General features: G+C 38.8%; 36 protein-coding genes, 11 tRNA genes and 2 rRNA genes. All 49 read right to left on the reverse strand.

The genetic code is table 11. The features are described 5' to 3' along the window. Positions 1-21: 21 nt before the first annotated feature. Positions 22-1,713, reverse strand: a complete 1,692-nt coding sequence (locus JN09_RS01120; RefSeq protein WP_204431960.1) for a M3 family oligoendopeptidase — start codon at positions 1,711-1,713, stop codon at positions 22-24. A gap of 82 nt (positions 1,714-1,795) precedes the next feature. After that, positions 1,796-2,158, reverse strand: a complete 363-nt coding sequence (gene rplQ / locus JN09_RS01125) for a 50S ribosomal protein L17 (RefSeq protein WP_204431961.1) — start codon at positions 2,156-2,158, stop codon at positions 1,796-1,798. Between the two features lie 11 nt (positions 2,159-2,169). Beyond that, positions 2,170-3,174, reverse strand: a complete 1,005-nt coding sequence (locus JN09_RS01130; RefSeq protein WP_204431962.1) for a DNA-directed RNA polymerase subunit alpha — start codon at positions 3,172-3,174, stop codon at positions 2,170-2,172. A 29-nt stretch (positions 3,175-3,203) separates the two neighbouring features. Next, the gene (gene rpsK / locus JN09_RS01135) at positions 3,204-3,590 is read right to left on the reverse strand and encodes a 30S ribosomal protein S11 (protein ID WP_204431963.1); all 387 of its coding nucleotides are present in this window, start codon (positions 3,588-3,590) and stop codon (positions 3,204-3,206) included. Positions 3,591-3,601: 11 nt separating this feature from the next. Next, entirely contained in the window at positions 3,602-3,967 is a 366-nt protein-coding gene (gene rpsM / locus JN09_RS01140; protein WP_204431964.1) for a 30S ribosomal protein S13, read from the reverse strand. 12 nt (positions 3,968-3,979) lie between these two features. Continuing rightward, positions 3,980-4,093, reverse strand: coding sequence for a 50S ribosomal protein L36 (rpmJ, locus tag JN09_RS01145; protein WP_204431965.1), 114 nt, complete (start codon positions 4,091-4,093; stop codon positions 3,980-3,982). 11 nt (positions 4,094-4,104) lie between these two features. Further along, positions 4,105-4,323 carry a translation initiation factor IF-1 gene (infA, locus tag JN09_RS01150; protein ID WP_204431966.1) on the reverse strand — a complete coding sequence of 73 codons (219 nt, stop codon included), beginning with the start codon at positions 4,321-4,323 and terminating at the stop codon, positions 4,105-4,107. 12 nt (positions 4,324-4,335) lie between these two features. Beyond that, positions 4,336-5,082 carry a type I methionyl aminopeptidase gene (map, locus tag JN09_RS01155; protein WP_204431967.1) on the reverse strand — a complete coding sequence of 249 codons (747 nt, stop codon included), beginning with the start codon at positions 5,080-5,082 and terminating at the stop codon, positions 4,336-4,338. Next, entirely contained in the window at positions 5,079-5,729 is a 651-nt protein-coding gene (locus JN09_RS01160) for an adenylate kinase (protein WP_204431968.1), read from the reverse strand. The genes map and JN09_RS01160 overlap by 4 nt, the downstream gene beginning before the upstream one ends. Before the next feature lie 24 nt (positions 5,730-5,753). Then, positions 5,754-7,061, reverse strand: a complete 1,308-nt coding sequence (gene secY, locus JN09_RS01165; protein ID WP_204431969.1) for a preprotein translocase subunit SecY — start codon at positions 7,059-7,061, stop codon at positions 5,754-5,756. A 1-nt stretch (position 7,062) separates the two neighbouring features. Then, complete coding sequence (gene rplO / locus JN09_RS01170) at positions 7,063-7,500, reverse strand: 50S ribosomal protein L15 (protein ID WP_204431970.1); 438 nt, start codon at positions 7,498-7,500, stop codon at positions 7,063-7,065. 13 nt (positions 7,501-7,513) lie between these two features. Further along, a complete protein-coding gene (rpmD, locus tag JN09_RS01175; protein WP_204431971.1) occupies positions 7,514-7,693 on the reverse strand; it encodes a 50S ribosomal protein L30 in 180 nt (59 codons plus the stop codon). A gap of 4 nt (positions 7,694-7,697) precedes the next feature. Continuing rightward, positions 7,698-8,198 carry a 30S ribosomal protein S5 gene (gene rpsE, locus JN09_RS01180; RefSeq protein ID WP_204431972.1) on the reverse strand — a complete coding sequence of 167 codons (501 nt, stop codon included), beginning with the start codon at positions 8,196-8,198 and terminating at the stop codon, positions 7,698-7,700. A gap of 11 nt (positions 8,199-8,209) precedes the next feature. Next, positions 8,210-8,563, reverse strand: a complete 354-nt coding sequence (gene rplR, locus JN09_RS01185) for a 50S ribosomal protein L18 (RefSeq protein WP_204431973.1) — start codon at positions 8,561-8,563, stop codon at positions 8,210-8,212. A gap of 15 nt (positions 8,564-8,578) precedes the next feature. Continuing rightward, on the reverse strand, positions 8,579-9,121 hold the full coding sequence (gene rplF / locus JN09_RS01190; RefSeq protein WP_204431974.1) for a 50S ribosomal protein L6: 543 nt from the start codon (positions 9,119-9,121) through the stop codon (positions 8,579-8,581). Between the two features lie 17 nt (positions 9,122-9,138). Continuing rightward, on the reverse strand, positions 9,139-9,537 hold the full coding sequence (gene rpsH / locus JN09_RS01195; protein WP_204431975.1) for a 30S ribosomal protein S8: 399 nt from the start codon (positions 9,535-9,537) through the stop codon (positions 9,139-9,141). Between the two features lie 15 nt (positions 9,538-9,552). Then, positions 9,553-9,738, reverse strand: a complete 186-nt coding sequence (locus tag JN09_RS01200; protein ID WP_204431976.1) for a type Z 30S ribosomal protein S14 — start codon at positions 9,736-9,738, stop codon at positions 9,553-9,555. Between the two features lie 11 nt (positions 9,739-9,749). After that, positions 9,750-10,289: a 50S ribosomal protein L5 gene (gene rplE / locus JN09_RS01205; protein ID WP_204431977.1), complete on the reverse strand. Its 540-nt coding sequence runs from the start codon at positions 10,287-10,289 to the stop codon at positions 9,750-9,752. Between the two features lie 14 nt (positions 10,290-10,303). Continuing rightward, entirely contained in the window at positions 10,304-10,645 is a 342-nt protein-coding gene (gene rplX / locus JN09_RS01210) for a 50S ribosomal protein L24 (protein ID WP_204431978.1), read from the reverse strand. 10 nt (positions 10,646-10,655) lie between these two features. After that, a complete protein-coding gene (gene rplN / locus JN09_RS01215) occupies positions 10,656-11,024 on the reverse strand; it encodes a 50S ribosomal protein L14 (RefSeq protein ID WP_204431979.1) in 369 nt (122 codons plus the stop codon). A 12-nt stretch (positions 11,025-11,036) separates the two neighbouring features. Continuing rightward, positions 11,037-11,291 carry a 30S ribosomal protein S17 gene (gene rpsQ, locus JN09_RS01220; RefSeq protein WP_204431980.1) on the reverse strand — a complete coding sequence of 85 codons (255 nt, stop codon included), beginning with the start codon at positions 11,289-11,291 and terminating at the stop codon, positions 11,037-11,039. Positions 11,292-11,301: 10 nt separating this feature from the next. Further along, positions 11,302-11,490 (reverse strand): 50S ribosomal protein L29, encoded by a 189-nt coding sequence (rpmC, locus tag JN09_RS01225; RefSeq protein ID WP_204431981.1) that lies wholly within the window; start codon positions 11,488-11,490, stop codon positions 11,302-11,304. Next, positions 11,490-11,906 carry a 50S ribosomal protein L16 gene (gene rplP / locus JN09_RS01230; protein WP_204431982.1) on the reverse strand — a complete coding sequence of 139 codons (417 nt, stop codon included), beginning with the start codon at positions 11,904-11,906 and terminating at the stop codon, positions 11,490-11,492. Before rplP ends, rpmC begins: the two co-directional genes overlap by 1 nt. Positions 11,907-11,908: 2 nt before the next feature. After that, positions 11,909-12,610: a 30S ribosomal protein S3 gene (gene rpsC / locus JN09_RS01235; RefSeq protein ID WP_204431983.1), complete on the reverse strand. Its 702-nt coding sequence runs from the start codon at positions 12,608-12,610 to the stop codon at positions 11,909-11,911. Positions 12,611-12,623: 13 nt separating this feature from the next. Continuing rightward, positions 12,624-12,959 (reverse strand): 50S ribosomal protein L22, encoded by a 336-nt coding sequence (rplV, locus tag JN09_RS01240; RefSeq protein ID WP_204431984.1) that lies wholly within the window; start codon positions 12,957-12,959, stop codon positions 12,624-12,626. A 14-nt stretch (positions 12,960-12,973) separates the two neighbouring features. Next, on the reverse strand, positions 12,974-13,252 hold the full coding sequence (gene rpsS / locus JN09_RS01245) for a 30S ribosomal protein S19 (protein WP_204431985.1): 279 nt from the start codon (positions 13,250-13,252) through the stop codon (positions 12,974-12,976). 10 nt (positions 13,253-13,262) lie between these two features. Beyond that, positions 13,263-14,093 (reverse strand): 50S ribosomal protein L2, encoded by an 831-nt coding sequence (gene rplB, locus JN09_RS01250; protein WP_204431986.1) that lies wholly within the window; start codon positions 14,091-14,093, stop codon positions 13,263-13,265. 31 nt (positions 14,094-14,124) lie between these two features. After that, positions 14,125-14,412 carry a 50S ribosomal protein L23 gene (gene rplW, locus JN09_RS01255; RefSeq protein ID WP_204431987.1) on the reverse strand — a complete coding sequence of 96 codons (288 nt, stop codon included), beginning with the start codon at positions 14,410-14,412 and terminating at the stop codon, positions 14,125-14,127. Next, positions 14,412-15,035: a 50S ribosomal protein L4 gene (rplD, locus tag JN09_RS01260; protein WP_204431988.1), complete on the reverse strand. Its 624-nt coding sequence runs from the start codon at positions 15,033-15,035 to the stop codon at positions 14,412-14,414. Before rplD ends, rplW begins: the two co-directional genes overlap by 1 nt. A 12-nt stretch (positions 15,036-15,047) precedes the next feature. Beyond that, positions 15,048-15,686 carry a 50S ribosomal protein L3 gene (gene rplC, locus JN09_RS01265; RefSeq protein ID WP_204431989.1) on the reverse strand — a complete coding sequence of 213 codons (639 nt, stop codon included), beginning with the start codon at positions 15,684-15,686 and terminating at the stop codon, positions 15,048-15,050. Between the two features lie 30 nt (positions 15,687-15,716). Next, positions 15,717-16,025 carry a 30S ribosomal protein S10 gene (rpsJ, locus tag JN09_RS01270; RefSeq protein WP_204431990.1) on the reverse strand — a complete coding sequence of 103 codons (309 nt, stop codon included), beginning with the start codon at positions 16,023-16,025 and terminating at the stop codon, positions 15,717-15,719. A gap of 216 nt (positions 16,026-16,241) precedes the next feature. Beyond that, entirely contained in the window at positions 16,242-17,009 is a 768-nt protein-coding gene (locus JN09_RS01275) for a putative PEP-binding protein (protein ID WP_308699512.1), read from the reverse strand. Between the two features lie 39 nt (positions 17,010-17,048). Continuing rightward, positions 17,049-17,714 carry a phosphoenolpyruvate-utilizing N-terminal domain-containing protein gene (locus JN09_RS01280; protein ID WP_204431991.1) on the reverse strand — a complete coding sequence of 222 codons (666 nt, stop codon included), beginning with the start codon at positions 17,712-17,714 and terminating at the stop codon, positions 17,049-17,051. Further along, positions 17,714-18,655, reverse strand: coding sequence for an ROK family protein (locus tag JN09_RS01285; RefSeq protein ID WP_204431992.1), 942 nt, complete (start codon positions 18,653-18,655; stop codon positions 17,714-17,716). Before JN09_RS01285 ends, JN09_RS01280 begins: the two co-directional genes overlap by 1 nt. Before the next feature lie 109 nt (positions 18,656-18,764). Beyond that, entirely contained in the window at positions 18,765-19,202 is a 438-nt protein-coding gene (locus JN09_RS01290; RefSeq protein ID WP_204431993.1) for a MarR family winged helix-turn-helix transcriptional regulator, read from the reverse strand. A 4-nt stretch (positions 19,203-19,206) separates the two neighbouring features. Beyond that, the gene (locus JN09_RS01295; RefSeq protein WP_204431994.1) at positions 19,207-20,055 is read right to left on the reverse strand and encodes a DegV family protein; all 849 of its coding nucleotides are present in this window, start codon (positions 20,053-20,055) and stop codon (positions 19,207-19,209) included. A gap of 229 nt (positions 20,056-20,284) precedes the next feature. Next, a tRNA-Phe gene (locus JN09_RS01300) sits at positions 20,285-20,360 on the reverse strand. Between the two features lie 12 nt (positions 20,361-20,372). Continuing rightward, positions 20,373-20,448: transfer RNA gene (locus tag JN09_RS01305), tRNA-Asp, on the reverse strand. 4 nt (positions 20,449-20,452) lie between these two features. After that, positions 20,453-20,529 (reverse strand) — tRNA-Met (locus tag JN09_RS01310). Positions 20,530-20,540: 11 nt separating this feature from the next. Continuing rightward, positions 20,541-20,631 (reverse strand) — tRNA-Ser (locus JN09_RS01315). A gap of 37 nt (positions 20,632-20,668) precedes the next feature. Further along, positions 20,669-20,745: transfer RNA gene (locus tag JN09_RS01320), tRNA-Ile, on the reverse strand. 4 nt (positions 20,746-20,749) lie between these two features. Further along, a tRNA-Met gene (locus JN09_RS01325) sits at positions 20,750-20,826 on the reverse strand. Between the two features lie 62 nt (positions 20,827-20,888). After that, positions 20,889-20,964 (reverse strand) — tRNA-Ala (locus JN09_RS01330). A 16-nt stretch (positions 20,965-20,980) separates the two neighbouring features. Then, positions 20,981-21,067 (reverse strand) — tRNA-Leu (locus tag JN09_RS01335). 11 nt (positions 21,068-21,078) lie between these two features. Continuing rightward, positions 21,079-21,154 (reverse strand) — tRNA-Lys (locus tag JN09_RS01340). A gap of 10 nt (positions 21,155-21,164) precedes the next feature. Next, a tRNA-Thr gene (locus JN09_RS01345) sits at positions 21,165-21,240 on the reverse strand. A gap of 39 nt (positions 21,241-21,279) precedes the next feature. Beyond that, positions 21,280-21,355, reverse strand: a tRNA-Val gene (locus JN09_RS01350). Between the two features lie 16 nt (positions 21,356-21,371). Beyond that, positions 21,372-21,482, reverse strand: a 5S ribosomal RNA gene (rrf, locus tag JN09_RS01355). Between the two features lie 29 nt (positions 21,483-21,511). Further along, a 23S ribosomal RNA gene (locus tag JN09_RS01360) occupies positions 21,512-22,314 on the reverse strand; the annotation flags it as partial.

A 22,314-nucleotide genomic window follows, 5' to 3' on the forward strand; every position in this document is an offset into this window, starting at 1 on the left:
ACAGTATTCTCTGGCGTCATGTTATAAAACAGTATCGTCAATTGTGTCTAAAAACGCAAATAACGGTTCAATTGTCTTCTTGATCGTGCCATCAACGAATGGACTTTCAAGTGAAGCTGACTTCATTAATTCAACAAATCCTTTTGATCCACCTAGTTTACATAACGCTACATAACTATTCCATGCTTCTTTATGGTCTTTATGGTTTCTAATCCAGTATTGGAACGCACATACTTGAGCTAGTGTATAATCGATATAATAGAATGGGCTATCGAATATATGGATTTGACGATACCAGAACGTTCCACTATCTAGGAAAGTATCATCATCGTAATCTTTGTCAGGTAAGTAGATTTTTTCCAGTCTTCTCCAAGTGTCTTTACGTTCTTTTGGAGTCATGGTTGGGTTTTGGTATACTTCGTGTTGGAATTCATCAACCAATGCCCCATATGGTAAGAATGAGATTGCGCTTGATAGATGGTTAAAATAGTATTTGGTTGCATCTTCTTTGAAGAAACTTTCCATCCATGGCCATGCGAAGAATTCCATACTCATTGAATGAATCTCACAAGCTTCATAGCCTGGGAATCTTTGACTTGGATTAATAAAATCTTTAGCTTGGTATACTTGGAAAGCATGCCCTGCTTCATGGGTTAATACGTCAACGTCATGACTAGTACCATTGAAATTTGCAAAAATGAATGGTGCTTTGTAACCCGGTATAAACGTGCAGTACCCTCCACTGGCTTTGCCTTTTTTAGAATCCAGTTCCAATAACTCAGATTCCTTCATAAATGTGAAGAATTCGTGTGTTTCTTTAGAAAGTTCTTGATACATTTTAGTAGCTTGTTCTAGTTGCCAAGTTACATCACCCTTTGGTGTTGGGTTTCCTGATAAGAAAGCGATTGTATCATAACTCTTAAGGTCTTTAATCCCTAAGCGAACGCTCTTTCTTTTACCCAGTTTTCGTACCATAGGTACGACATCTCTCTTGATTTGTTCGCGGTAAGCTCTGACATCAGTCTCATCATAGTCAGTTCTACCTAAACGTTTGTATCCTAGCGATACATAGTTAGGATAGCCCAAAAGGACTGCTTGTTCGGTTCTCACTTTAACTAATTGATCATATAATTCATCCAGTTCTGATTCAATGGACTTAAAGAACCCTGAAACAGCCAACTGAGCTTGATGTCTAATCTCTCTATCAATGTTTTGTGTGAACGGAGACATTTGAGAAAGATTGTAAGTCCCACCTTGGAACTCTATTTGTGCTGAAGCAATTAACTTAGCATATTTGCTACCAAGTTTGTTTTCTTCAACCATCAAAGGAATAATCTTCTCATCAAATGATTGAAGTTGAACTTCAATTTGGTCAAAATAGTATTGTCCAAAAGCATCAATCAATTCTTGTTTGAATGGAGAAGCTACCACTTCCTTTTGAAACTCGTTCCCGTAGTTTTGGATGGTTGGCAAAACCTCATCCATGAAATCAGTCTCTGTCGTATAGAATTCATCTTGGGTATTTAATGAGTATCTAATTGAGACAAGTTGTTGCATCGTATCCACTTCATCGGAAATCTTGAATACATTTTTTATCACTTCAATTTGTGTTTGTGCATCTTTGGCATTTTTAAATTGTTCGATTGAAGCTTCATATTTAGCTTTAATCTCATCTATGTTTGGCCTTTGATATAAATAATCTTTAAACTTCATAAAATCACTCTCCTTTTTCAATTATACACCGATTTTGTTGATATGAATACAAAAAAAGCACGCCTAAGCGTGCTTACTTGTATTATTCAACAAATTGAATGACTGCCATTGGTGCTGTATCACCTAAACGTGGCAATGTCTTGATAACGCGTGTGTATCCACCGTTTCTATCTTTGTATTTTGGAGCAAGTTCACCAAAAAGTTTTTGTAATGCTGTTTGTCCTTCTTTTGCATCTTCAGCTCTAACGAATGCTGCAGCTTGGCGTCTAGCGGCTAAAGTGCCTTTTTTACCAAGTGTAACCATTCTGTCAGCGAATTTGCGAAGTTCTTTAGCTTTAGCTTCTGTGGTTTCGATTTGTCCATGAATAATTAGGTCCGTTACAAGGTCTCTAAGTAATGCTTTTCTTTGATCACTTGTACGTCTTAATCTGCTATATCCTGCCATAGTAGTTCTCCTTATTCGTTGTCATCGTCAGAAGCAATGTCTAGTTTTCTACCATTGGAATATCCAGCAGCAAATCCTAAACCTAAATCTTCTAACTTCTCTTTAACTTCTTTTAATGATTTACGTCCTAGATTACGAACACGCATCATTTCTTCTTCAGTCTTCTTAGTTAACTCAGCAAGTGTATTAATACCTGCACGTTTTAAACAGTTAAATGAGCGAACTGATAAATCAAGCTCTTCAATTGGTTTTTCAAGCTTGTGTGTGTTAGTTTCGCTAACTTTTTCAGACATGAAACTCATTTCGTGTGTTGTAGAATCTAAGTCCACAACGACTGATAAGTAATCAATCATCATTTTAGCTGCCAATGATAAAGCTTCATGAGCTTTAATTGCGCCATTGGTTTCAACTTCCATGATTAGTTTGTCATAGTCAGCATCGTTATCAACACGAGTTTTTTCAACTTCGTAGGACACACGATTAATTGGTGTATAAATGGAGTCAATCGCAATTACACCAATAGAGTTGTTGTATTTCTTGTTTTTTACGGAACCTACATACCCGATACCGCGTCTAACGGTCATGTACATAGAAAGTTTGCCGCCTTCAACCACAGTGGCAATCACTTGGTCTGGATTAATCACTTTGATTTCATTATCATGAATGATATCCGAAGCGGTAACAACACCTGCGCCGTTTTGATGGATCTCAATTTCTTTTTCAAAATTAGGATCCGTTGAATCAACGGAAAGTACCACTTTTTTAAGATTTAAGACAATGCTCATTACGTCTTCCATAACACCTTCTAGTGTTGAGAATTCGTGTTCCGCACCTTCAATCTTAACATTGACAATTGCTGCGCCTGGTAGTGATGATAATAACACACGGCGTAACGAGTTACCAATTGTAATCCCATAGCCTCTTTCGAGAGGGCTAATGGTACAGATTGCTTTAGTGTTATCACTTGAGGTAGACTCAACCTTTACTTCTGGTTTCGAAAATTTAAGATCTTGCAAAATGATTACCTCCTTATATTAAATAGAAATTATCCACGTGGGCGTTTTGGTGGACGGCATCCGTTATGTGGAACTGGTGTTACGTCTTTGATTGCTGTAATTTCAAGACCTGCTGCTTGGATAGAACGAATTGCTGCTTCTCTACCTGGGCCTGGGCCTTTTACTGATACTTCAACTTTGATCACACCATGATCGATTGCTGCTTTCGCTGCTGCATCAGCAGACATTTGAGCTGCATAAGGTGTAGATTTACGTGAACCTTTAAATCCTAGTGCACCTGCACTGCTCCAAGCGATGGCATTGCCTCCTTGGTCAGTGATGGTTACGATTGTATTGTTAAACGTGGTATGAATGTGAGCCATTCCAAGCGGAATATTCTTCTTTACACGACGTTTAGTTGTTTTTTTACCTGCCATGATGACCCTCCTTATTTCTTCTTATTCGCAATAGTCTTAGCTTTACCTTTGCGAGTACGTGCATTATTTCTAGTGTTTTGTCCTCTTACTGGTAAACCTTTTCTATGACGAATACCACGATAAGAACCAATTTCCATTAAACGTTTGATGTTTAAGGTAATTTCTCTTCTTAAGTCACCTTCTACTTGGTATTTAGTGACTTCAGTACGAATACGGTTCAATTCATCTTCTGTTAAGTCTTTTACTCTTGTATCTTCAGATACTTGAGCTTCTAATAAAATTTTCTCTGATAAGTTTCTTCCAATGCCATAAACATAGGTTAAGGCAATAACAATTCTCTTGTCTCTTGGAATATCAATACCTGCTATACGTGCCATATTTTTCTCCTATTATCCTTGACGTTGTTTGTGTTTTGGATTTTCACAAATAACGATTACTTTGCCCTTGCGTTTAACAACTTTGCATTTATCGCAAATAGGCTTTACTGATGCTCTTACTTTCATGTGATTTCCTCCTACCTGCGGCGATACGTTATTCTGCCGCGTGTTAAATCATATGGTGATAACTCTACTGTTACGCTATCACCAGGTAAAATGCGAATGTTGTGCATGCGGATTTTACCAGATACATGTGCGAGTACTACGTGCCCATTTTCAAGTTCTACTTTAAATTTGGTATTTGGTAGTACTTCGACTACTTTTGCTTGTACTTCAATTAAATCTTCTCTTGCCATAAATATCCTCCTTTAAAGCTCTGTCAATATTTCGCAACCAGTTTCTGTTATCGCAATCATGTGTTCAAAGTGTGCACTATTCTTTCTATCGATTGTAATGGTTGTCCAATTATCCGATAAAATTCTAACACGCTTTGTTCCAATATTGATCATTGGTTCAACACAGATGGTCATGCCTGGTTTTAACAAGGCACCATATCCAGGTTTGCCAAAATTTGGGACGTACGGATCTTCATGCAAGTTCTTTCCAATGCCATGACCTGTAAATTCTTCTACAATGCCATAACCATGTGGTTTCACATAGGCTTCGATTGCTGCAGAAATATCCGATACTCGATTTCCTGGTTTAGCCATTTTAAGGCCTTCAAACAATGATTGTAAAGTAACCTCTAACAATTGTTCGTCAGCTTTCGAAATGTTTCCAACTGGATAAGTCCAAGCACTATCAGCATGATAGCCCTTATACATTACGCCAATATCTAATGAAACAATATCTCCGTCTTTCAAAACACGATCGGATGGTATACCATGTACAACCTCTTCATTTACCGATAGACAGACTGAGCCAGGGAAACCATTATAACCTTTAAAGGAAGGTATTCCGCCTAATTGTCTAATAAATGTTTCAGCAATCTCATCGAGAGCTTTTGTTGTGATTCCAGGTTTTATATGTTTTTTTACTTCTTCACGAGTTTGGGCAACCATACGGCCGGCTTCTCTCATGATGTCAATTTCTCTTTGTGATTTTAAAATAATCATTTGATTCCTTCTAACTTGTTTATAACACGTTCTGTCACTTCTTCGATAGTGCCGTTTCCGTCAATACATAAGAAGTTCTTTCTAGCTTTATAAAAGTCAATAATTGGTTGAGTTTGTTCATGATAAATGACCAATCTACGTTTTGTAATTTCAACTGTATCGTCTTCACGTTGAACAAGTGGGCTACCGCATTTATCGCATATACCATCAACTTGTGGTTTATGGTTTTCGATATGATAGGTTTCTCCGCATTTTTTACAAACTCTTCTACCAGTGATTCGTTTTAACAAAATGTTTTCATTTGAATCTAGATAGATAACAAAATCAACTTTCCAGCCATATTGCATAAGGATGTGTTCAAAATCCTCAGCTTGTCTAAGGTTTCTAGGATAGCCATCTAATAAGAAGCCATTCTTCACATCTTTAGCGAGTAGTCTTTCACGAACAATGTCATTTGTAAGAGAGTCATTGACAAATTTACCTGCATTAATTTGCGCCTGAACAAGTTTCCCAACGGGGGATGCTTTTTGAATTTCTTCTCTAAACATCGCACCCGTTGAAATATGAGGTATGTTGTAGTGCTTGGTTAAATTTGATGCAAGCGATCCTTTACCGACCCCTGGAGGTCCCATAACGATTAGTCTCATAAAGAATACCTCTTCTCTTGTTTTTTAGAATATGCCTTTATATTCTTGATTGTTTGCTTCTGTTTCAATTTGGTTAGTTGTTTCCATAGCAACCCCAACCACAATTAATAATGAAGTCCCACCTAATACAATTGCTTGTGATTCAGTGCCATTAAATCCAAATACTACCGAAGTAATGATTGGAAGTGCAGCTAGAATCACTAAGTAAACTGTACCAAGTAGAGTGATTTTGAACATTAACTTCGCAATGAAGTTTTGAGTGTCCATACCAGGTCTAACACCAGGAATGTATGAATTTGACTTAGATAGGTTATCGGCAACTTTTTCTGGATTCATCATTAAGAATGAATAGAAGAATGAGAAGACGATAATTAATCCTACATAAAGTACGAAACCAATTGGTTGTTGATAGTTAAAGATTTGATTTAACCATGATTCAAGACTGGTCATTGTACTTGTGTCTTTATCAAACATACCGACGATGGAAAGTGGAATACTTAAAATCGTTGAAGCGAAGATGACCGGAATAACCCCTGAAGTATTTAACTTAATAGGAAGGTTGGATTCTGTCTTTCCTTGGCCTGCTTGACGGTTGGCATATTGAATAGGTACCTTGCGTTTTGCAAGTTCTAAATAGGTAACACCTAGTAATACTGCTAAGTAAATTAGAATGATTGAAATGAAGATTACAATATCCCATCCGCCACCACCGTTAGTGATGTACTTTTGCCATAAAATGGTAACCATAGATGGTAATGATGTAATAATACCGGCAACGATTAATAAACTGGTTCCGTTTCCGACACCTTTTCTTGTGATAAGATCTGCTAACCACATTGCAAATGCTGTACCAGCAGTTACAACTAATGACATGTAGATATATAAGAATGGTGAAGGTACTAGAATATCAATGATTAATTCGTTACCTGCAATCCCTAACCCTAGTAATAATACTAGTGATTGAACGAATGCTAGTACTAAACCTAAAATACGAGTTGTTTTGTTAAGTTTTGCTTTGCCTGCTTCGCCTTGTTCGCTCCATTCCTTAAGAATAGGCACAATATCCATTTGCAATAATTGAATTACGATGGATGCCGTAATGTAAGGCGATATCCCCATCGCCATGATGGAGAAACGTCCAAGCGCATTACCCGTGAAGTTGTTTAGGATTGCTAGGAATCCGTTGCTTGCTACGAAATCTGTAATACTAGAAGTATCAAGTAATGGAATTGGAATCCATGTTGTGATACGGAACAAGAACAATAATGCTAGGGTAATACCAATTCTTTTTAATAATTGTACGTTTGAAAATATCGCTTTAATTCGGTACATGTTAAATTACCTCAGCCGTTCCGCCCGCTTGTTGGATTAACTCAAGAGCTTGTTTTGAAAATTGGTTTGCTTTGATTGTTAGTTTCTTTTCTAAAGCACCATTTGCTAACACTTTAACGCCTGACTGTAATTTTCCGATTAATTTTGTTTCTAATAATAATTCTGGTGTAACAACTGTGCCATCTTCAAACACGTTTAATTGTGTTAAGTTGATGATTGCATAATCTTTACGGTTTACGTTCGTAAATCCACGCTTAGGAAGACGTTGGAAGAAAGGGATTTGTCCACCTTCAAAACCAGGACGCACGCCGCCACCGGATCTAGAGCCTTGACCTTTTTGGCCTCTACCAGAAGTTTTACCTTGTCCAGTAGCTGTACCACGTCCGAGTCTTTTACGATTCTTACGAGCACCTTCATTTGGTCTTAATTCGTTTAACATAGTTTCTCCCCCTTTACGCGATTTCTTTAACAGTCACAAGATGAGCGATGGTATTAACCATGCCGATAATCGCATCGTTGGATTCTTTAACAACTGTTTGGTTTAATTTTTTTAAGCCCAATGCATGAGCGGTTTTAACTTGATTTGGATTACGTCCAATTAAGCTTCTCTTTAGTGTAATTTCTAATTTCATAGTCTTACACCAAACTTTCTAATGCAACACCTCTAAGTGCTGCAACTTGTTCTTTTGTCTTTAATGATTCTAAACCAGCAAAAGTAGCTCTTACCATGTTGATTGGTGATTTTGAACCTAATGACTTAGACAAGATGTTATTGATACCTGCTAATTCGCAAATTGTACGAACTGGACCACCTGCGATAACCCCAGTACCTTCAGAAGCTGGTCTTAAGAAAACTTTACCTGCTCCGAATTCACCTGTTACTGTATGTGGAATTGTGTTGTTAACAATTGCAACTTTAACAAGATTCTTTTTAGCATCTTCAACTGCTTTTTTGATTGCATCAGGTACTTCTTGAGCTTTACCTAATCCAAATCCAACGGTACCGTTATGGTCCCCAACAACAACTAGTGCGGCAAATCTAAAGCGGCGTCCACCTTTAACAACCTTTGTTACGCGGTTAATGGCGACCACGCGGTCTTCAAATAATTCGACTTCTTTTTCTCTTTGTTTACGCATGATTACCCTCCTTAGAATTTCAAGCCAGCTTCTCTAGCTGCCTCTGCTAATGCTTTAATACGTCCATGGTATAAATAACCACTTCTGTCGAATACGACTTCAGTCACGCCACCTGCAATACCACGTTCAGCAATTAATTTGCCTACAGCTTGTGCAGAAGCGATGTTTGAACTGTTTAAGTTTAATTCTTTGCTATTTGCTTGGAATAAAGTCGTTTGGTTGACGTCGTCAATAAGTTGTGCATAGAAAGCTGTGTTAGAGCGATATACACTTAAACGAGGTCTTGCTGCTGTGCCTGAAAGATTCTTTCTAATACGAAGGTGTCTTTTTTGGCGTGATACATTGCTTGATTGTTTATTGATCATATATGTGCCCTCCTACTATTTCTTAGCAGTCTTACCTTCCTTGCGACGAACATTTTCATCTTTGTAACGAATACCTTTACCTTTGTATGGTTCTGGTTTACGTACTTGACGGATGTTTGCTGCAAATTCACCAATGACTTGCTTATCGATACCTGTAATGATAACATCGGTATTTTTTGGAAGTGATACTTCTACACCAGCTGGGATTTCCATATTAACTAAATGTGAATACCCTGCGTTGATAACAAGTGTTCTTCCTTCTAAAGATGCTCTATAACCTACACCACGGATTTCTAATTGCTTAGTGAATCCAGTAGAAACACCAGTAATCATGTTAGCTAAAACAGCTCTTGTTGTTCCGTGTAGCTTACGGTCATTGTTTACATCTGATTCTCTAGTAACTTTAATTTCTTGATCATGTTGTGCAATTGCTACACGATCAGAAAATTGGAAACTAAGTTCGCCTTTTGGGCCTTTTACTGTGACTAAGTTATCTGCCGTAACATTAACGGTAACACCGGCAGGAACGTGAATCACTTTATTACCTATACGTGACATGTCATTTCCTCCTTATATTACCAAATGTAGGCGAGTACTTCGCCACCGATTTGTTGTTTACGTGCATCTCTGTCTGTCATGATGCCTTTTGATGTCGAAATAACTGCAATTCCTAAACCGTTTAATACGGAAGGTAATTGACTTGCTTGCGCATAAACACGTAAGCCTGGTTTCGATATCCTCTTTAAGCCTTTAATAACGCGTTCATTATTTGCGGCATATTTTAAAGTAACTACTGTGAAATTAGCAGCACCTTCTTGTTTTGTCGTGAAATCCACGATGAAACCTTCTTGCTTAAGAACATTTAGAATGTCCGTTTTAAGTCTAGATGTAGGGATTTCTACTTTCTCATGACGCATTGTGTTCGCGTTGCGGATACGAGTTAGTAAATCCGCAATTGGATCAGTCATAACCATATTATTTCCTCCTTCTTACCAGCTGGCTTTTTTAACGCCAGGTAGTTCGCCTTTATAGGCTAATTCACGAAAACAAATACGGCAAACTCCAAATTTTTGGTATACTGCGTGCGGACGGCCACAAACTGTGCATCTTGTGTAAGCTCTTGTTGAGAACTTAGCTACACGTTGTTGCTTCGCAATCATAGATTTTTTAGCCATGTTTATTCTCCTTATTTTTTAAACGGTAAACCAAGTGAAGTTAATAATGCTCTACCTTCTTCATCTGATTTTGCCGTTGTTACGATGACAATGTCCATGCCTCGTACTTTTTTCACTTTATCGAAATTAACTTCTGGGAAAATTAATTGTTCTTTAACACCTAGTGTATAGTTACCACGTCCGTCGAATGCATCTTTTGAGATACCACGGAAGTCTCTAACACGAGGTAATGAGATTGAAATTAATTTGTCTAAGAAGTAATACATTCTTTCTCCACGTAATGTTACTTTGCAACCAATTGGCATTCCTTCACGAAGTTTAAAGTTCGCAATAGAATTCTTAGCTTTTGTAACAACTGGTTTTTGACCAGTAATAACGGTTAGTTCTTCAACCGCGTCGTCAAGTACTTTTGGATTAGCAACTGCGTCGCCGATCCCCATATTGATTACGATCTTTTCGATCTTTGGTACTTGCATAACGGTAGTGTAGTTGAATGCTTTAATTAATTCGGGTTTGGTGAGGGTTTCGTATTTTTCTCTTAATCTACTCATAGTCAAACTCCTTCTTATTTATCAAGGCTAGCGCCTGATTTTTTCGCATAACGGACTTTCTTACCGTCTACGACTTTGTAACCAACGCGAGTTGGAACATTTAATTTAGGGTCGAGAATCATAACATTGGATGCATGAATTGGTGCTTCAACTTCCAAGATTTGACCTTTTTCGTTTTGTTGAGTTGGTCTTTGGTGTTTTTTTACCTTGTTTACGCCTTCAACTAATAGACGGTCTTCACCAGGAAATGCTTTTAATACTTTACCAGTTGTTTGAATCTTTTTGCCTTTTTTATCGACTTTATGTTTGTCTTTACCAGCGATTACTACAACTGTATCTCCAGCTTTAATGTTCATGATGTCCTCCTTATAATACTTCTGGAGCAAGGGATACGATCTTCATGAAGTTCTTATCTCTTAACTCTCTAGCCACTGGCCCGAAAATACGAGTTCCACGTGGGTTTAAGTCTTCCTTAATAATTACTGCTGCATTATCATCAAATTTGATGTATGAGCCATCTGGACGTCTTAAGCCAGAAACTGTTCTTACGACTACAGCTTTGACAACGTCACCCTTTTTAACGATACCGCCTGGTGTAGCCTTTTTAACAGTAACAACCACAACGTCTCCGATATTCGCATAACGACGGCGGGTACCACCTAATACTTTGATGACTAAGACTTCACGTGCGCCACTGTTATCAGCGACATTTAATCTTGTTTCTTGTTGAATCATGATAGTCCCTCCTTATTTTGCTTCGGAAACAACTTCTACTAATCTAAAACGTTTAGTAGCTGAAAGTGGACGTGTTTCCATTATAGTTACTACGTCTCCAACCTTTGCAACGTTGTTTTCGTCATGCGCATGATATTTTTTGGAAACTTTTACGCGTTTCCCATATAAACTGTGTTTTTTGTAAGTGTCAACAACCACTGTGATCGTTTTAGTCATTTTGGTAGATACCACAGTACCTGTGAACACTTTTCTATTGTTTCTTTCCATAGTATCCTCCTTATTCGTTACGTTCACTAATGATTGTCTTCATTTGTGCAATTAATTTACGTACTTGACTTATACGTGCAGTGTTTTCTAATTGACCAACAGCAAGTTGAAAACGTAGATTGAATAATTCAATTTTTAATTCGTCAATACGTTTGTTTAAGTCAGCAGTGCTGATTTTACGAATTTCGATAGCTTTCATTATTGGTCACCCACCTTACGAATAATTTTTGATGAAACAGGAAGTTTGTGTGATGCAAGTCTTAATGCTTCTGCAGCAACCTCATCTGCAACTCCTGAAATTTCAAACATAATTTTCCCGGTTTTAACAACTGCAACCCATGAGTCTGGAGCCCCTTTACCGGAACCCATACGTACTTCAAGAGGTTTTTTAGTTTTTGCTAAATGAGGGAATATGTTGATCCATACTTTACCTTGACGTTTCATATGTCTAGTGATAGCGATACGGGCAGCTTCGATTTGGCGGTTTGTAACCCATGCCCCTTCAGTAGCTTGTAAACCCCATGTACCGTTATTTAAAGTTAAGTTACCTTTCGCAAGACCTTCATAGCTTACGCGATGAGGACGGCGATATTTTGTTCTTTTTGGCATTAACATAATTATTTGCCTCCCTTACTGCGCTTTTCTCTTTTAGGTTGTGCTTCTGGTCTAACTTTTTGACCAGGTAATACTTCACCTTTATAGATCCACACTTTTACGCCTAACTTACCATAAGTAGTTGTTGCTTCTGCTGTTGCATAGTCAACGTCAGCACGTAGTGTGTGTAGTGGAACGCGTCCTTCTGAATAACCTTCTGCTCTAGCGATTTCAGCACCACCAAGACGGCCAGAAACTAATGTTTTAACCCCTTTAGCGCCTGCTTTTAATGCTCTTTGCATAGCGATTTTTTGAACACGGCGGAATGAAGCACGGTTTTCTAATTGCTCAGCGATGCTTTGTGCAACAAGCTCAGCATTTGTTTCAACACGTTTAACTTCAACCACGTTTAGAATCACTTCTTTTTTAGTCATATATTCTAAAGCTTTAACAGCCTTGTTCTTGTTTTCTGCATCTCTACCGATAACAACACCAGGTTTGCCAGTGTGAAGAGTAATTTTTACTCTGTCTTTAGCTTTACCTTTTAGGCGTTCGATCTCGATTTGAGAAACTGCAGCATTTTTAAAAGTAGTTTTTAGATACTTTCTAATTTCAATATCTTCTTTTAATAGTGCCGGAACATTTTTCTTATCCGCATACCATTTAGCATCCCAGTTACGGATGATGCCGACGCGTAAGCCGACTGGACTAACTTTTTGACCCATCGTGTGTTCCCTCCTAAACTCTTTCTGCCACAACAACAGTTATGTGGCTTGTTTTCTTTTGAATGATGTCGCCTTGACCTTTAGCTCTAGGCATCATTCTCTTCATACGAACACCTTCATTAACATATGCTTCTTTAACATATAGGTTGTTTGTATTCATGTTATAGTTGTGATCTGCGTTTGCAACTGCGCTATTAAGTACTTTAAGAATAATAGGAGATGCAGCGCGAGGCGTATACTTTAAGACAGCTTGAGCTTCCTTAACGTCTAAGCCACGGATGAGATCAATAACTAGTCTTGCTTTTCTAGGTGCAACACGCACGGTTTTTGCAATAGCTTTAGATTCCATATTAACCTCCATTATTATTTCTTGTTCGCTTTTTTGTCAGCGCCATGACCGCGGTAAGTACGAGTTGGTGCGAATTCACCAAGCTTATGTCCTACCATATCTTCTGTTACATACACAGGTACATGTTCTCTACCGTTGTATACTGCAATTGTTAATCCTACAAAGTCAGGGAATATCGTTGAACGTCTTGACCAAGTTTGGATTACTTTGTTATCTTTTGCCTTCTTAGCAGTTACCACTTTATTTAATAAGTGATCATCGCAAAAAGGACCTTTTTTAATTGAACGTGCCATGATTATCCTCCTACTTTGTACGACGTCTTACGATTAAATCGTTAGAAGCCTTCTTAGAATCTCTAGTTTTGATACCACGAGCAGGTTTACCCCATGGTGACATTGGTGATTTACGACCGATTGGTTGTTTACCTTCACCACCACCGTGTGGGTGGTCATTAGGGTTCATTACAGAACCTCTAACTGTTGGGCGAATACCCATATGTCTAGTTCTACCTGCCTTACCGATGTTTACAAGTTCGTAAGATTCGTTTCCGACTTCACCAACTGTAGCACGGCAAGTACCTAAAATTTTGCGAACTTCGCCTGAGCTTAGTCTTACAAGAACATAACGTTCTTCACGACCTAAGATTTGAGCTGAAGTACCTGCTGAACGAACTAATTGTCCGCCTTTACCAGGGTGTAATTCAATATTATGAACTACTGTACCAACTGGGATATTCATAATTGGTAATGCGTTACCAACTTTGATGTCAGCATTTGCACCTGATTCAATACTCATTCCTACCACTAAGCCTTTTGGCGCAATGATATAACGCTTTTCACCGTCAACATAGTTGATTAATGCGATGTTCGCGCTTCTGTTTGGATCGTATTCAATGGTTGCTACTTTACCAACGATAGCATCTTTATTTCTCTTAAAATCAATTACACGATATTTGCGCTTAGCGCCGCCACCTTGATGACGAACCGTAATTTTACCTTGGTTATTACGGCCACCATTCTTAGTTAATGGCTCGAGTAGTGATTTTTCAGGAGTAGATGTAGTGATTTCTTCGTATGTCAATACGCTCATGTTACGACGACCGTTTGTCGTCGGTTTATAAATTTTAACCGCCATAAGTTAATTCTCCTTTAATATTTCACTAATCTTAAACTGTGAACTTGTCAATCTTTTGACCGTCAGCTAGTTTTACGATTGCTTTCTTATAAGCATTCTTGTAACCTTCGTATTTACCCATTCTTTTGAACTTAGGTAATACGTTGATTGTGTTTACTCTTACTACTTTCACACCGAATACAGCTTCAATGGCTTTTTTGATTTCGATTTTGTTAGCTTTCTTATCAACTTCGAAAGTATAGCTATTTTCTGTTTCAATAAGTTTTGAAGTTTGTTCAGTAATGATTGGAGCTTTGATAATGTCGTAGTATTTAATCATTATGCAAGCACCTCCTCGAAGTGTTTAACTGCACTTTCAGTTAATAATAATACTTTGCAGTTTAGTAAGTCGTATACACTTGCATGTGAAGCTTGTACTAAAGCAACGTTTGGTAAGTTGCGTGCTGCTAAGAACACATTGTCTTCAAACACATTGTCTACGATTAATACTTTTTCAGTAACTTTCAAGTTGTCAAGCAATGCTTTGAACTCTTTAGTTTTTGCGTTGTCAACATGTAGTTGATCAACTACGATAAGTGATTCGTTATTTGCATGGAATGAAAGTGCAGAACGTAAAGCCAATTGGCCAACTTTCTTATTAACTTTCACAGCATAGCTTCTTGGAGTTGGACCGAATACGATACCACCATGTCTCCATTGTGGTGATCTTGTTGACCCTTGACGAGCACGGCCAGTTCCTTTTTGTCTCCATGGTTTTCTTCCGCCACCAGAAACTTCAGCACGAGATTTAACATCGTGTGTACCTTGACGCATTGCAGCTCTTTGAGCGTTTACTACATCGTATAGTACTTGTTGGTGAGGGGCAATACCGAATACATAATCATTAAGTGTAAGGTCAGTTACTTTTGAACCTTGTTGATTTAAAACTTGTAATTTAGGCATCATTGTTCCTCCTTACTTTTCACTCTTAATGGCAGATTTAACAACCACGAAACCTTTATTAGGTCCTGGTACGCTACCACTAACGAGTAATACTTCACGTTCTGAGTCATAAGCTACCACAGCAAGGTTTTGAACAGTAACTTGTTCATGTCCCATATGCCCTGGTAAGTTTTTACCCTTCATATTGCCTTTGATGGCTCCCATAGAACCTGGACCACGATGGTATCTTGACCCGTGTGTCATAGGCCCTCTGTGTTGATTGTGTCTCTTGATTGTACCTTCAAACCCTTTACCTTTTGAAGTACCAGTGACATCGATTAATTCGCCAGCAGCGAAAATATCTCCAGAAACAACTGAACCTACCGCTAAATCCGCTAATTCATTAAGCGTTTCGTTAAAGCGAATTTCTTTAATGAAGCGCTTAGGTGCTGTATTAGCTTTTGCGACGTGCCCTTGTTCTGGCTTGTTGCTTAATTTTTCCCTTTTGTCTTCGAAACCAATTTGAGTCGCAACGTATCCGTCAGTTTCAACAGTTTTTTGTTGTAACACTACGTTTTGAGCCACATCGATAACAGTAACAGGGATTAGGTGACCATTTTCATTGAAAATTTGAGTCATGCCTAATTTTCTACCTAAGATTCCTTTGGCCATGTTTCTTTCTCCTTGTTAATTAGTTTTTAATTACTTCTTTAATACGATATCGACACCTGATGGTAAGTCAATATGCATAAGTGCTTCAATCGTTTGAGCATTTGGATCTAAGATTTCAATCAATCTCTTGTGAGTACGACGTTCGAATTGTTCACGTGAATCTTTGTTAACGTGTGGTGAACGTAAGATTGTGAAAATTTCTTTTTCAGTTGGAAGCGGAATTGGTCCGTGAACCTTAGCCCCAGTCTTTAAGACACTTTCAATGATCTTCTTAGCTGATTGATCAATTAATCTGTGATCGTAAGCCTTTAAACGAATTTTGATAACTTCTTTTGCCATTTTACAATAGTCTCCTTTCGCCTATAATCTTTGTCATAGACTTGCTCCATGGAAAAACCCTTCACATAGACAACGGCTATCCGTGTGCCGACAACCTTCCATTTCACAGCCTTTTGCGCTTGTGCGTAAGCGTTACTATTATATGATAAAAAAAAAGAATATGCAACCTTTTTTTACTTATATTTTTAAAAAGTGTTGTTATTCTTTTATATTGTTTTACTTATCTTGATTAATCAGCTGTTTGGCTTCTTTTAAGAATGGTATTGCGATACTAAAGTTGGTTTCTCCTTGTTTTAAGAGACGAAGGAACCCATCTTTTTGGCTGGCAATATCCCCGCAAATTGTACAACCGATCTGTTTTTCTCTTGCGAAAAGCGAGATGACATCAATGGCTTCACAAAGGGATTCAACGTATCTACTTCTATCAACAGATTGATCACGTCCGTACCCAAATAAACTATTGCCAAGATCATTGGTACCAATAGAGATAAAATCTGCAGTTGCAAAATCTTCTAAATGATTGAAAGCTTCTTTGGTTTCGATCATAACGCCTACTTTAGGTTGCTCAGAAGTTAATTTTAGGTCTTCCTGTACACCGTCAAGGATTTTCTTAAAGACGTCTAAATCATCTTTTTGAAACACCATCGGAATCATAATACGCAGATTATCATATCTCGAGTGAGAGATTAATAGTGCTTTAATTTGATTAACAAAGTCATCTTTTAAGTGCAAAATATAGGAAGCAACCCCTCTAGTCTCAATATGCATACCAATTGGGGTCTTATCTTCTCCAAAATCATATGTTCTAATGACAACAGGTTTAGGGTAAAAACTTCTTAGTAAGTTATCAAAAATCATGACTTGTTCTTCTACTGTTGGGAATCTACCTAGCTCATAATACAAGAATTCACTTCGATATAATCCGATGCCATTAGAGTTTCTAATGTACATAGGATCCAGTTCTTTTATACCACTGTAGTTAATAAATAACTTATTTGGGTAGTGCTTTAATGATAAGTCAGATTATTCTTTTTCATGTTCTGTCATAACGACACTGACTAAATCTGGGTTTGGATTCACATGATACATGCCATTATTGGCATCTACCAATATCGAATCCATCGAATTAAAGTCAAATGAGTCAATAATCATGAATGGAATGTTTCTTTCTCGTGCAAGAATAGCTCCATGTGATAGATTAGACCCTTTTAAAGCCAAAATCGCTTTGATATGGCTTTGATATTCGAATATGAGTGAAGGATAGAGTTCATCCACACAAAGTATGATATTCTCATCCACCATTCCCATTACTGAATGGGCTTTGCGGATGACTCTTGATTTGACGTCTTCAATGTCCACAACTCTAGCTCTTAAATAAGGATCGTTGCTTTTCAAAAGGTCTCCAATATAGACACCCATAGCTTGATTTAGCGCTTGTGACAATGAGTTTGTTTGCTTAAGTCTTGTTTTGATGTCTGAGAATAGTGCACTGTCATTAAGTATTGCTAGTTGGAATAACAATATATCTTGGTTATCAGATGCTTGATTAAGCATTTCATTAATCTCATGAATGACTGATGCTAGAACTTCTTCTAGTTTTACGTTTTTGGTTTCAGCGTTAAAGTCTACTGTTTCTGGTATGTATGCTTTTGCAAAGGCAACGCCTCTTGCGATTACATCCAAAACCATTAGTGTTTAGCCTCGCTAATTACCAAATACGCCGCACCGTACATACCTGCATCATTACCAAGATTAGCCAACTCAAAAGGCATATCTTTCACAGCGAAATGAGCAAAGTTAACGTAATGTTTCTTAATGTTATCAATTAATATGGATCCTGCATTTGAAATGCCACCACCAATAATAAATGTTTTTGGATCTGTAGTCACAGCGATTGACGCACAAGCAATACCTAGGTAATACCCGACTTTATCTGCAACAGCTAAGCCTACTGCATCCCCTTTTTTAGCTTCATTAAAGATAACACGAGGATTAAGTGTTTGATCGTTTCTTAATACTGATGGTAAATCGCCCTTTTCTAATAACGTTCTCGCCATCTTAGTTATGCCTCTAATTGAACATTCGGTTTCTAAACAACCTTGTAAGCCACAAGTACAATCTTGAGGGTGTTCAAAGTTGACACGAATATGACCGATTTCTCCGCCACCACCATGCGCACCATCAATGACTTTGCCATTAGCAATAATACCACCACCAACACCAGTTCCTAGTGTGATGAAGACAACGTCCCCTTTGATATTGCGTTGCCAGTATTCTCCAGCAGCTGCTACAGTCGCATCATTACCAGCCTTTACGGTAACACTCTTACCATATGCGACACAAAATGCTTCTCTCACATTAACATCTACCCATCCTAAATTAGGGCATCTGATAGCAACATCTTCAAATACAGGACCTGGAAGTCCGAATCCAAACCCTAAAATGTCGTGATTGGTAATATTTTTTGTTTTCATATATTCTTTTACACTATCGGCAATGTCATATAAAATATTATCACCATTGTTCGATATATCTGTAGGTATAGCCCAAGATTCTAATAAATCCCCTTGGTCATTTAATAATCCAATTTTTACTGATGTTCCACCAACATCAATCCCAAAAACATACATAGTTGCACCTTCTTCATCAATTGTTTATTATCAATGGTTATTATAACATGAAAGCTCATATAAACAAACTACACAACCAAAAAAAATAAGCGCATAATAGCGCTTATTCTCAGTATTTTTGCTTAAAATAATTTGAGATATTCTCTAGGGATTTCACAAGTGCTTCATCTTTTTCGATGTTTAGGTCGACCATTAATGATTCAATCATTTCGTCATGAAACCCTTCATGTATCTTAAGCACTTCAAGAGCTTGATCCGTTAGATGTAACAAAACTTTACGTTTATCGTCCTTAGCACGATTTCTAATCACGTATTTTTTTCGAACAAGAACATCAATAGATGTGGTTAAAGTTCCGAGTGTTATACGGAGCTTTCTCGCTACATCCCCCATGGTTTTAAGCGTCGAATTGTTGATGGCTTCTAGTACATGGACTTCAGTCATCGATAATTTAACACCACGTTCTTTTAACGTTTGTCCTTCTATGGAGAGAATGTGATTAAATACCTCTACTAACAACTCATTGATTACATCTTTCGAACGACTCATATAATTACCTCTCTATATATCCGACTCCGATAGTTCCTGGACCTGCATGTGCACCTACGACAGGTGTCAATGGGACAAGTTCAACTAGCACATCTGGTTTTTGTTCTAAAATTAGATTTTTTAGGTGTTCTGCATCTATCTTGTTATTTGTATAAGCTAAGAAGATATCCACTTTTTTATTTTTGGTTTCTTCAATCAAAATTTCAAGAAGTCTTTCTCTAGCTTTAGATGTAGTCCTAATCTTCTCAAGTGGTACTAATGCACCCTCAGGTGTTACGTGTAATAATGGCTTTATCTTGAGCAAAGTTCCTAAGAAACCTGAAGTTGCTGACAAACGGCCATTTTTCACAAGATACTTTAAAGTATCTACCAATACCATTATACGGATTTTTTCTCTTAATTGTTCTAAAGTTTCTTTTATTTCTTCAGCTTTCTTCCCTGCCTTGATCATTTCAATTGCTTTTTGTACGAGATAGTACTCTCCGTGAGACACACTTTTTGAGTCTATAACGTGGATGTCAAGCCCTTCAACAAGTGTACTAGCTAGTACAGCCCCTTGATAAGTTCCTGAAAGCTTTGAAGAAATCATGATCGCGATTACTGAAGTGTACCCTTCTTTTTTGAATTCTTCGTATACTTCTGCAATCTTACCGGTTGGGGTTTGAGAGGTAGAAATCGCGATATCTGGGTTACTCACAACCGTGTTATAAAATGTTTCTGCCGTAATATCGACATAATCCTCATATTCTTTATCGCCTAAATTGAGTGTTGAATGAATTACTTTTACTGGATAATCGACATTAATGTAATCAATGCCTGAGTTTCCACAAACCATAAGTCCTATTTTTGACATATTATTCTCCTTAAATGTTTTGATGTTCAAACTACTTATGAAACTATTGTATCATAAGCCATGTATATGTCAAGAAAAATAAGCTGATCCTGTCGTTATTAAATAGAAAATACGCTAAATTCTATGTTAAATACTACATTTTATTATAATAGTATACAGTCTACAAGATAAAAAAAACTAAGTATCCACTTAGATTTTAATATGATCACACATAAGTGATAGATTTTAGTGGTGGCTCCGGGCGGAATTGAACCGCCGACACACGGATTTTCAGTCCGTTGCTCTACCGACTGAGCTACAGAGCCTTGCCATAAAAATGGCGGTCCGGACGGGAATTGAACCCGCGATCTCCAGTGTGACAGACTGGCATGTTAACCACTACACCACCGGACCATTTTGGTTGCGGGAGAAGGATTTGAACCAACGACCTCCGGGTTATGAGCCCGACGAGCTACCAGACTGCTCTATCCCGCGATATTTAATAATGGCGGAGAAAGAGGGATTCGAACCCCCGCGCCTTTTACAGCCTGTCGGTTTTCAAGACCGATCCCTTCAGCCGGACTTGGGTATTTCTCCATTGCCAATTATTGTTTATTAAGTTAAAATTTGGGTTTGGTGGACCCGGTAGGACTCGAACCTACGACCAACCGGTTATGAGCCGGTGGCTCTAACCAACTGAGCTACGGGTCCTAATTGGTAGCGGCGGGGGGACTTGAACCCTCGACCTTACGGGTATGAGCCGTACGCTCTAACCAGCTGAGCTACACCGCCATGTCCTGCATTTGGGCCATACATAATATATAAAAGAGACATGACATCTCATATTAACAAAATGGTGGAGCTTAACGGGATCGAACCGTCGACCTCCTGCGTGCAAAACAGGCGCTCTCCCAGCTGAGCTAAAGCCCCACTTTATTAATTTAGTTGGTACCTAGAGTCGGACTTGAACCGACACGGGTTTTATCCCATGGGATTTTAAGTCCCACGTGTCTACCTATTCCACCATCCAGGCATTTTTAAAGATGGTGTCCCGTAGAAGGCTCGAACTTCTGACCCCTTGATTAAAAGTCAAGTGCTCTACCGACTGAGCTAACGGGACGTTTTGCAAATGGTGCCGAAAACAGGACTTGAACCCGCAACCCCCTGATTACAAGTCAGGTGCTCTACCAGTTGAGCTATTTCGGCAATTTCATCTGCATATTTATTTTTAAGTAAGTAAGTTAATGGTGGGGGATGACGGGCTCGAACCGCCGACCCTCTGCTTGTAAGGCAGATGCTCTCCCAACTGAGCTAATCCCCCATATTAAATTGAGTGAGCCTGGCAACGTCCTATCTTCGCAGATACTTCTACTATTTTCGGCGCTGAAGTGCTTAACTTCTGTGTTCGGGATGGGAACAGGTGTGTCCACTTCGCCATCGTCACCAGACATCTCTCAAAACTAGATAAATTCATTGTAAGGTTAAGTCCTCGTTCTATTAGTACTAGTCAGCTTCATGCGTCACCGCACTTCCACACCTAGCCTATCAACCTCATCGTCTATAAGGGAACTTACTTATTGCTAATGGGAAATCTCATCTTAAGGGGGGCTTCACGCTTAGATGCTTTCAGCGTTTATCCCGTCCGTACGTAGCTACCCAGCTGTGGCCTTGGCAGGCCAACTGGTGCACCAGCGGTACGTCCATCCCGGTCCTCTCGTACTAAGGACAGCTCCCTTCAAATTTCCTGCGCCCACGACGGATAGAGACCGAACTGTCTTACGACGTTCTGAACCCAGCTCGCGTGCCGCTTTAATGGGCGAACAGCCCAACCCTTGGAACCTTCTTCAGCTCCAGGATGCGACGAGCCGACATCGAGGTGCCAAACCGCTTCGTCGCTGTGAACGCTTGGAAGCGATAAGCCTGTTATCCCCAGGGTAGCTTTTATCCGTTGAGTCACGGCCCTTCCATGCGGTACCGTAAGATCACTAAACCCGACTTTCGTCCCTGCTCGACTTGTTGGTCTCGCAGTCAAGCACCCTTATGCTTTTGCGCTCTACGAATGATTTCCAACCATTCTGAGGGTACCTTCGGGCGCCTCCGTTACTCTTTGGGAGGCGACCGCCCCAGTCAAACTGCCCACCAGACACTGTCCTTTGGATTACACATCCACAAGTTAGATACGCCATGCACCAAGGGTGGTATCCCAACGTCGACTCCACCAAGACTAACGTCCTAGTTTCTTAGTCTCCCACCTATCCTGTACATAGTACACAGTATATC

The sequence above is a fragment of the Paracholeplasma morum genome (assembly GCF_016907055.1).
GTDB lineage: Bacteria > Bacillota_I > Bacilli_A > Acholeplasmatales > UBA5453 > Paracholeplasma > Paracholeplasma morum.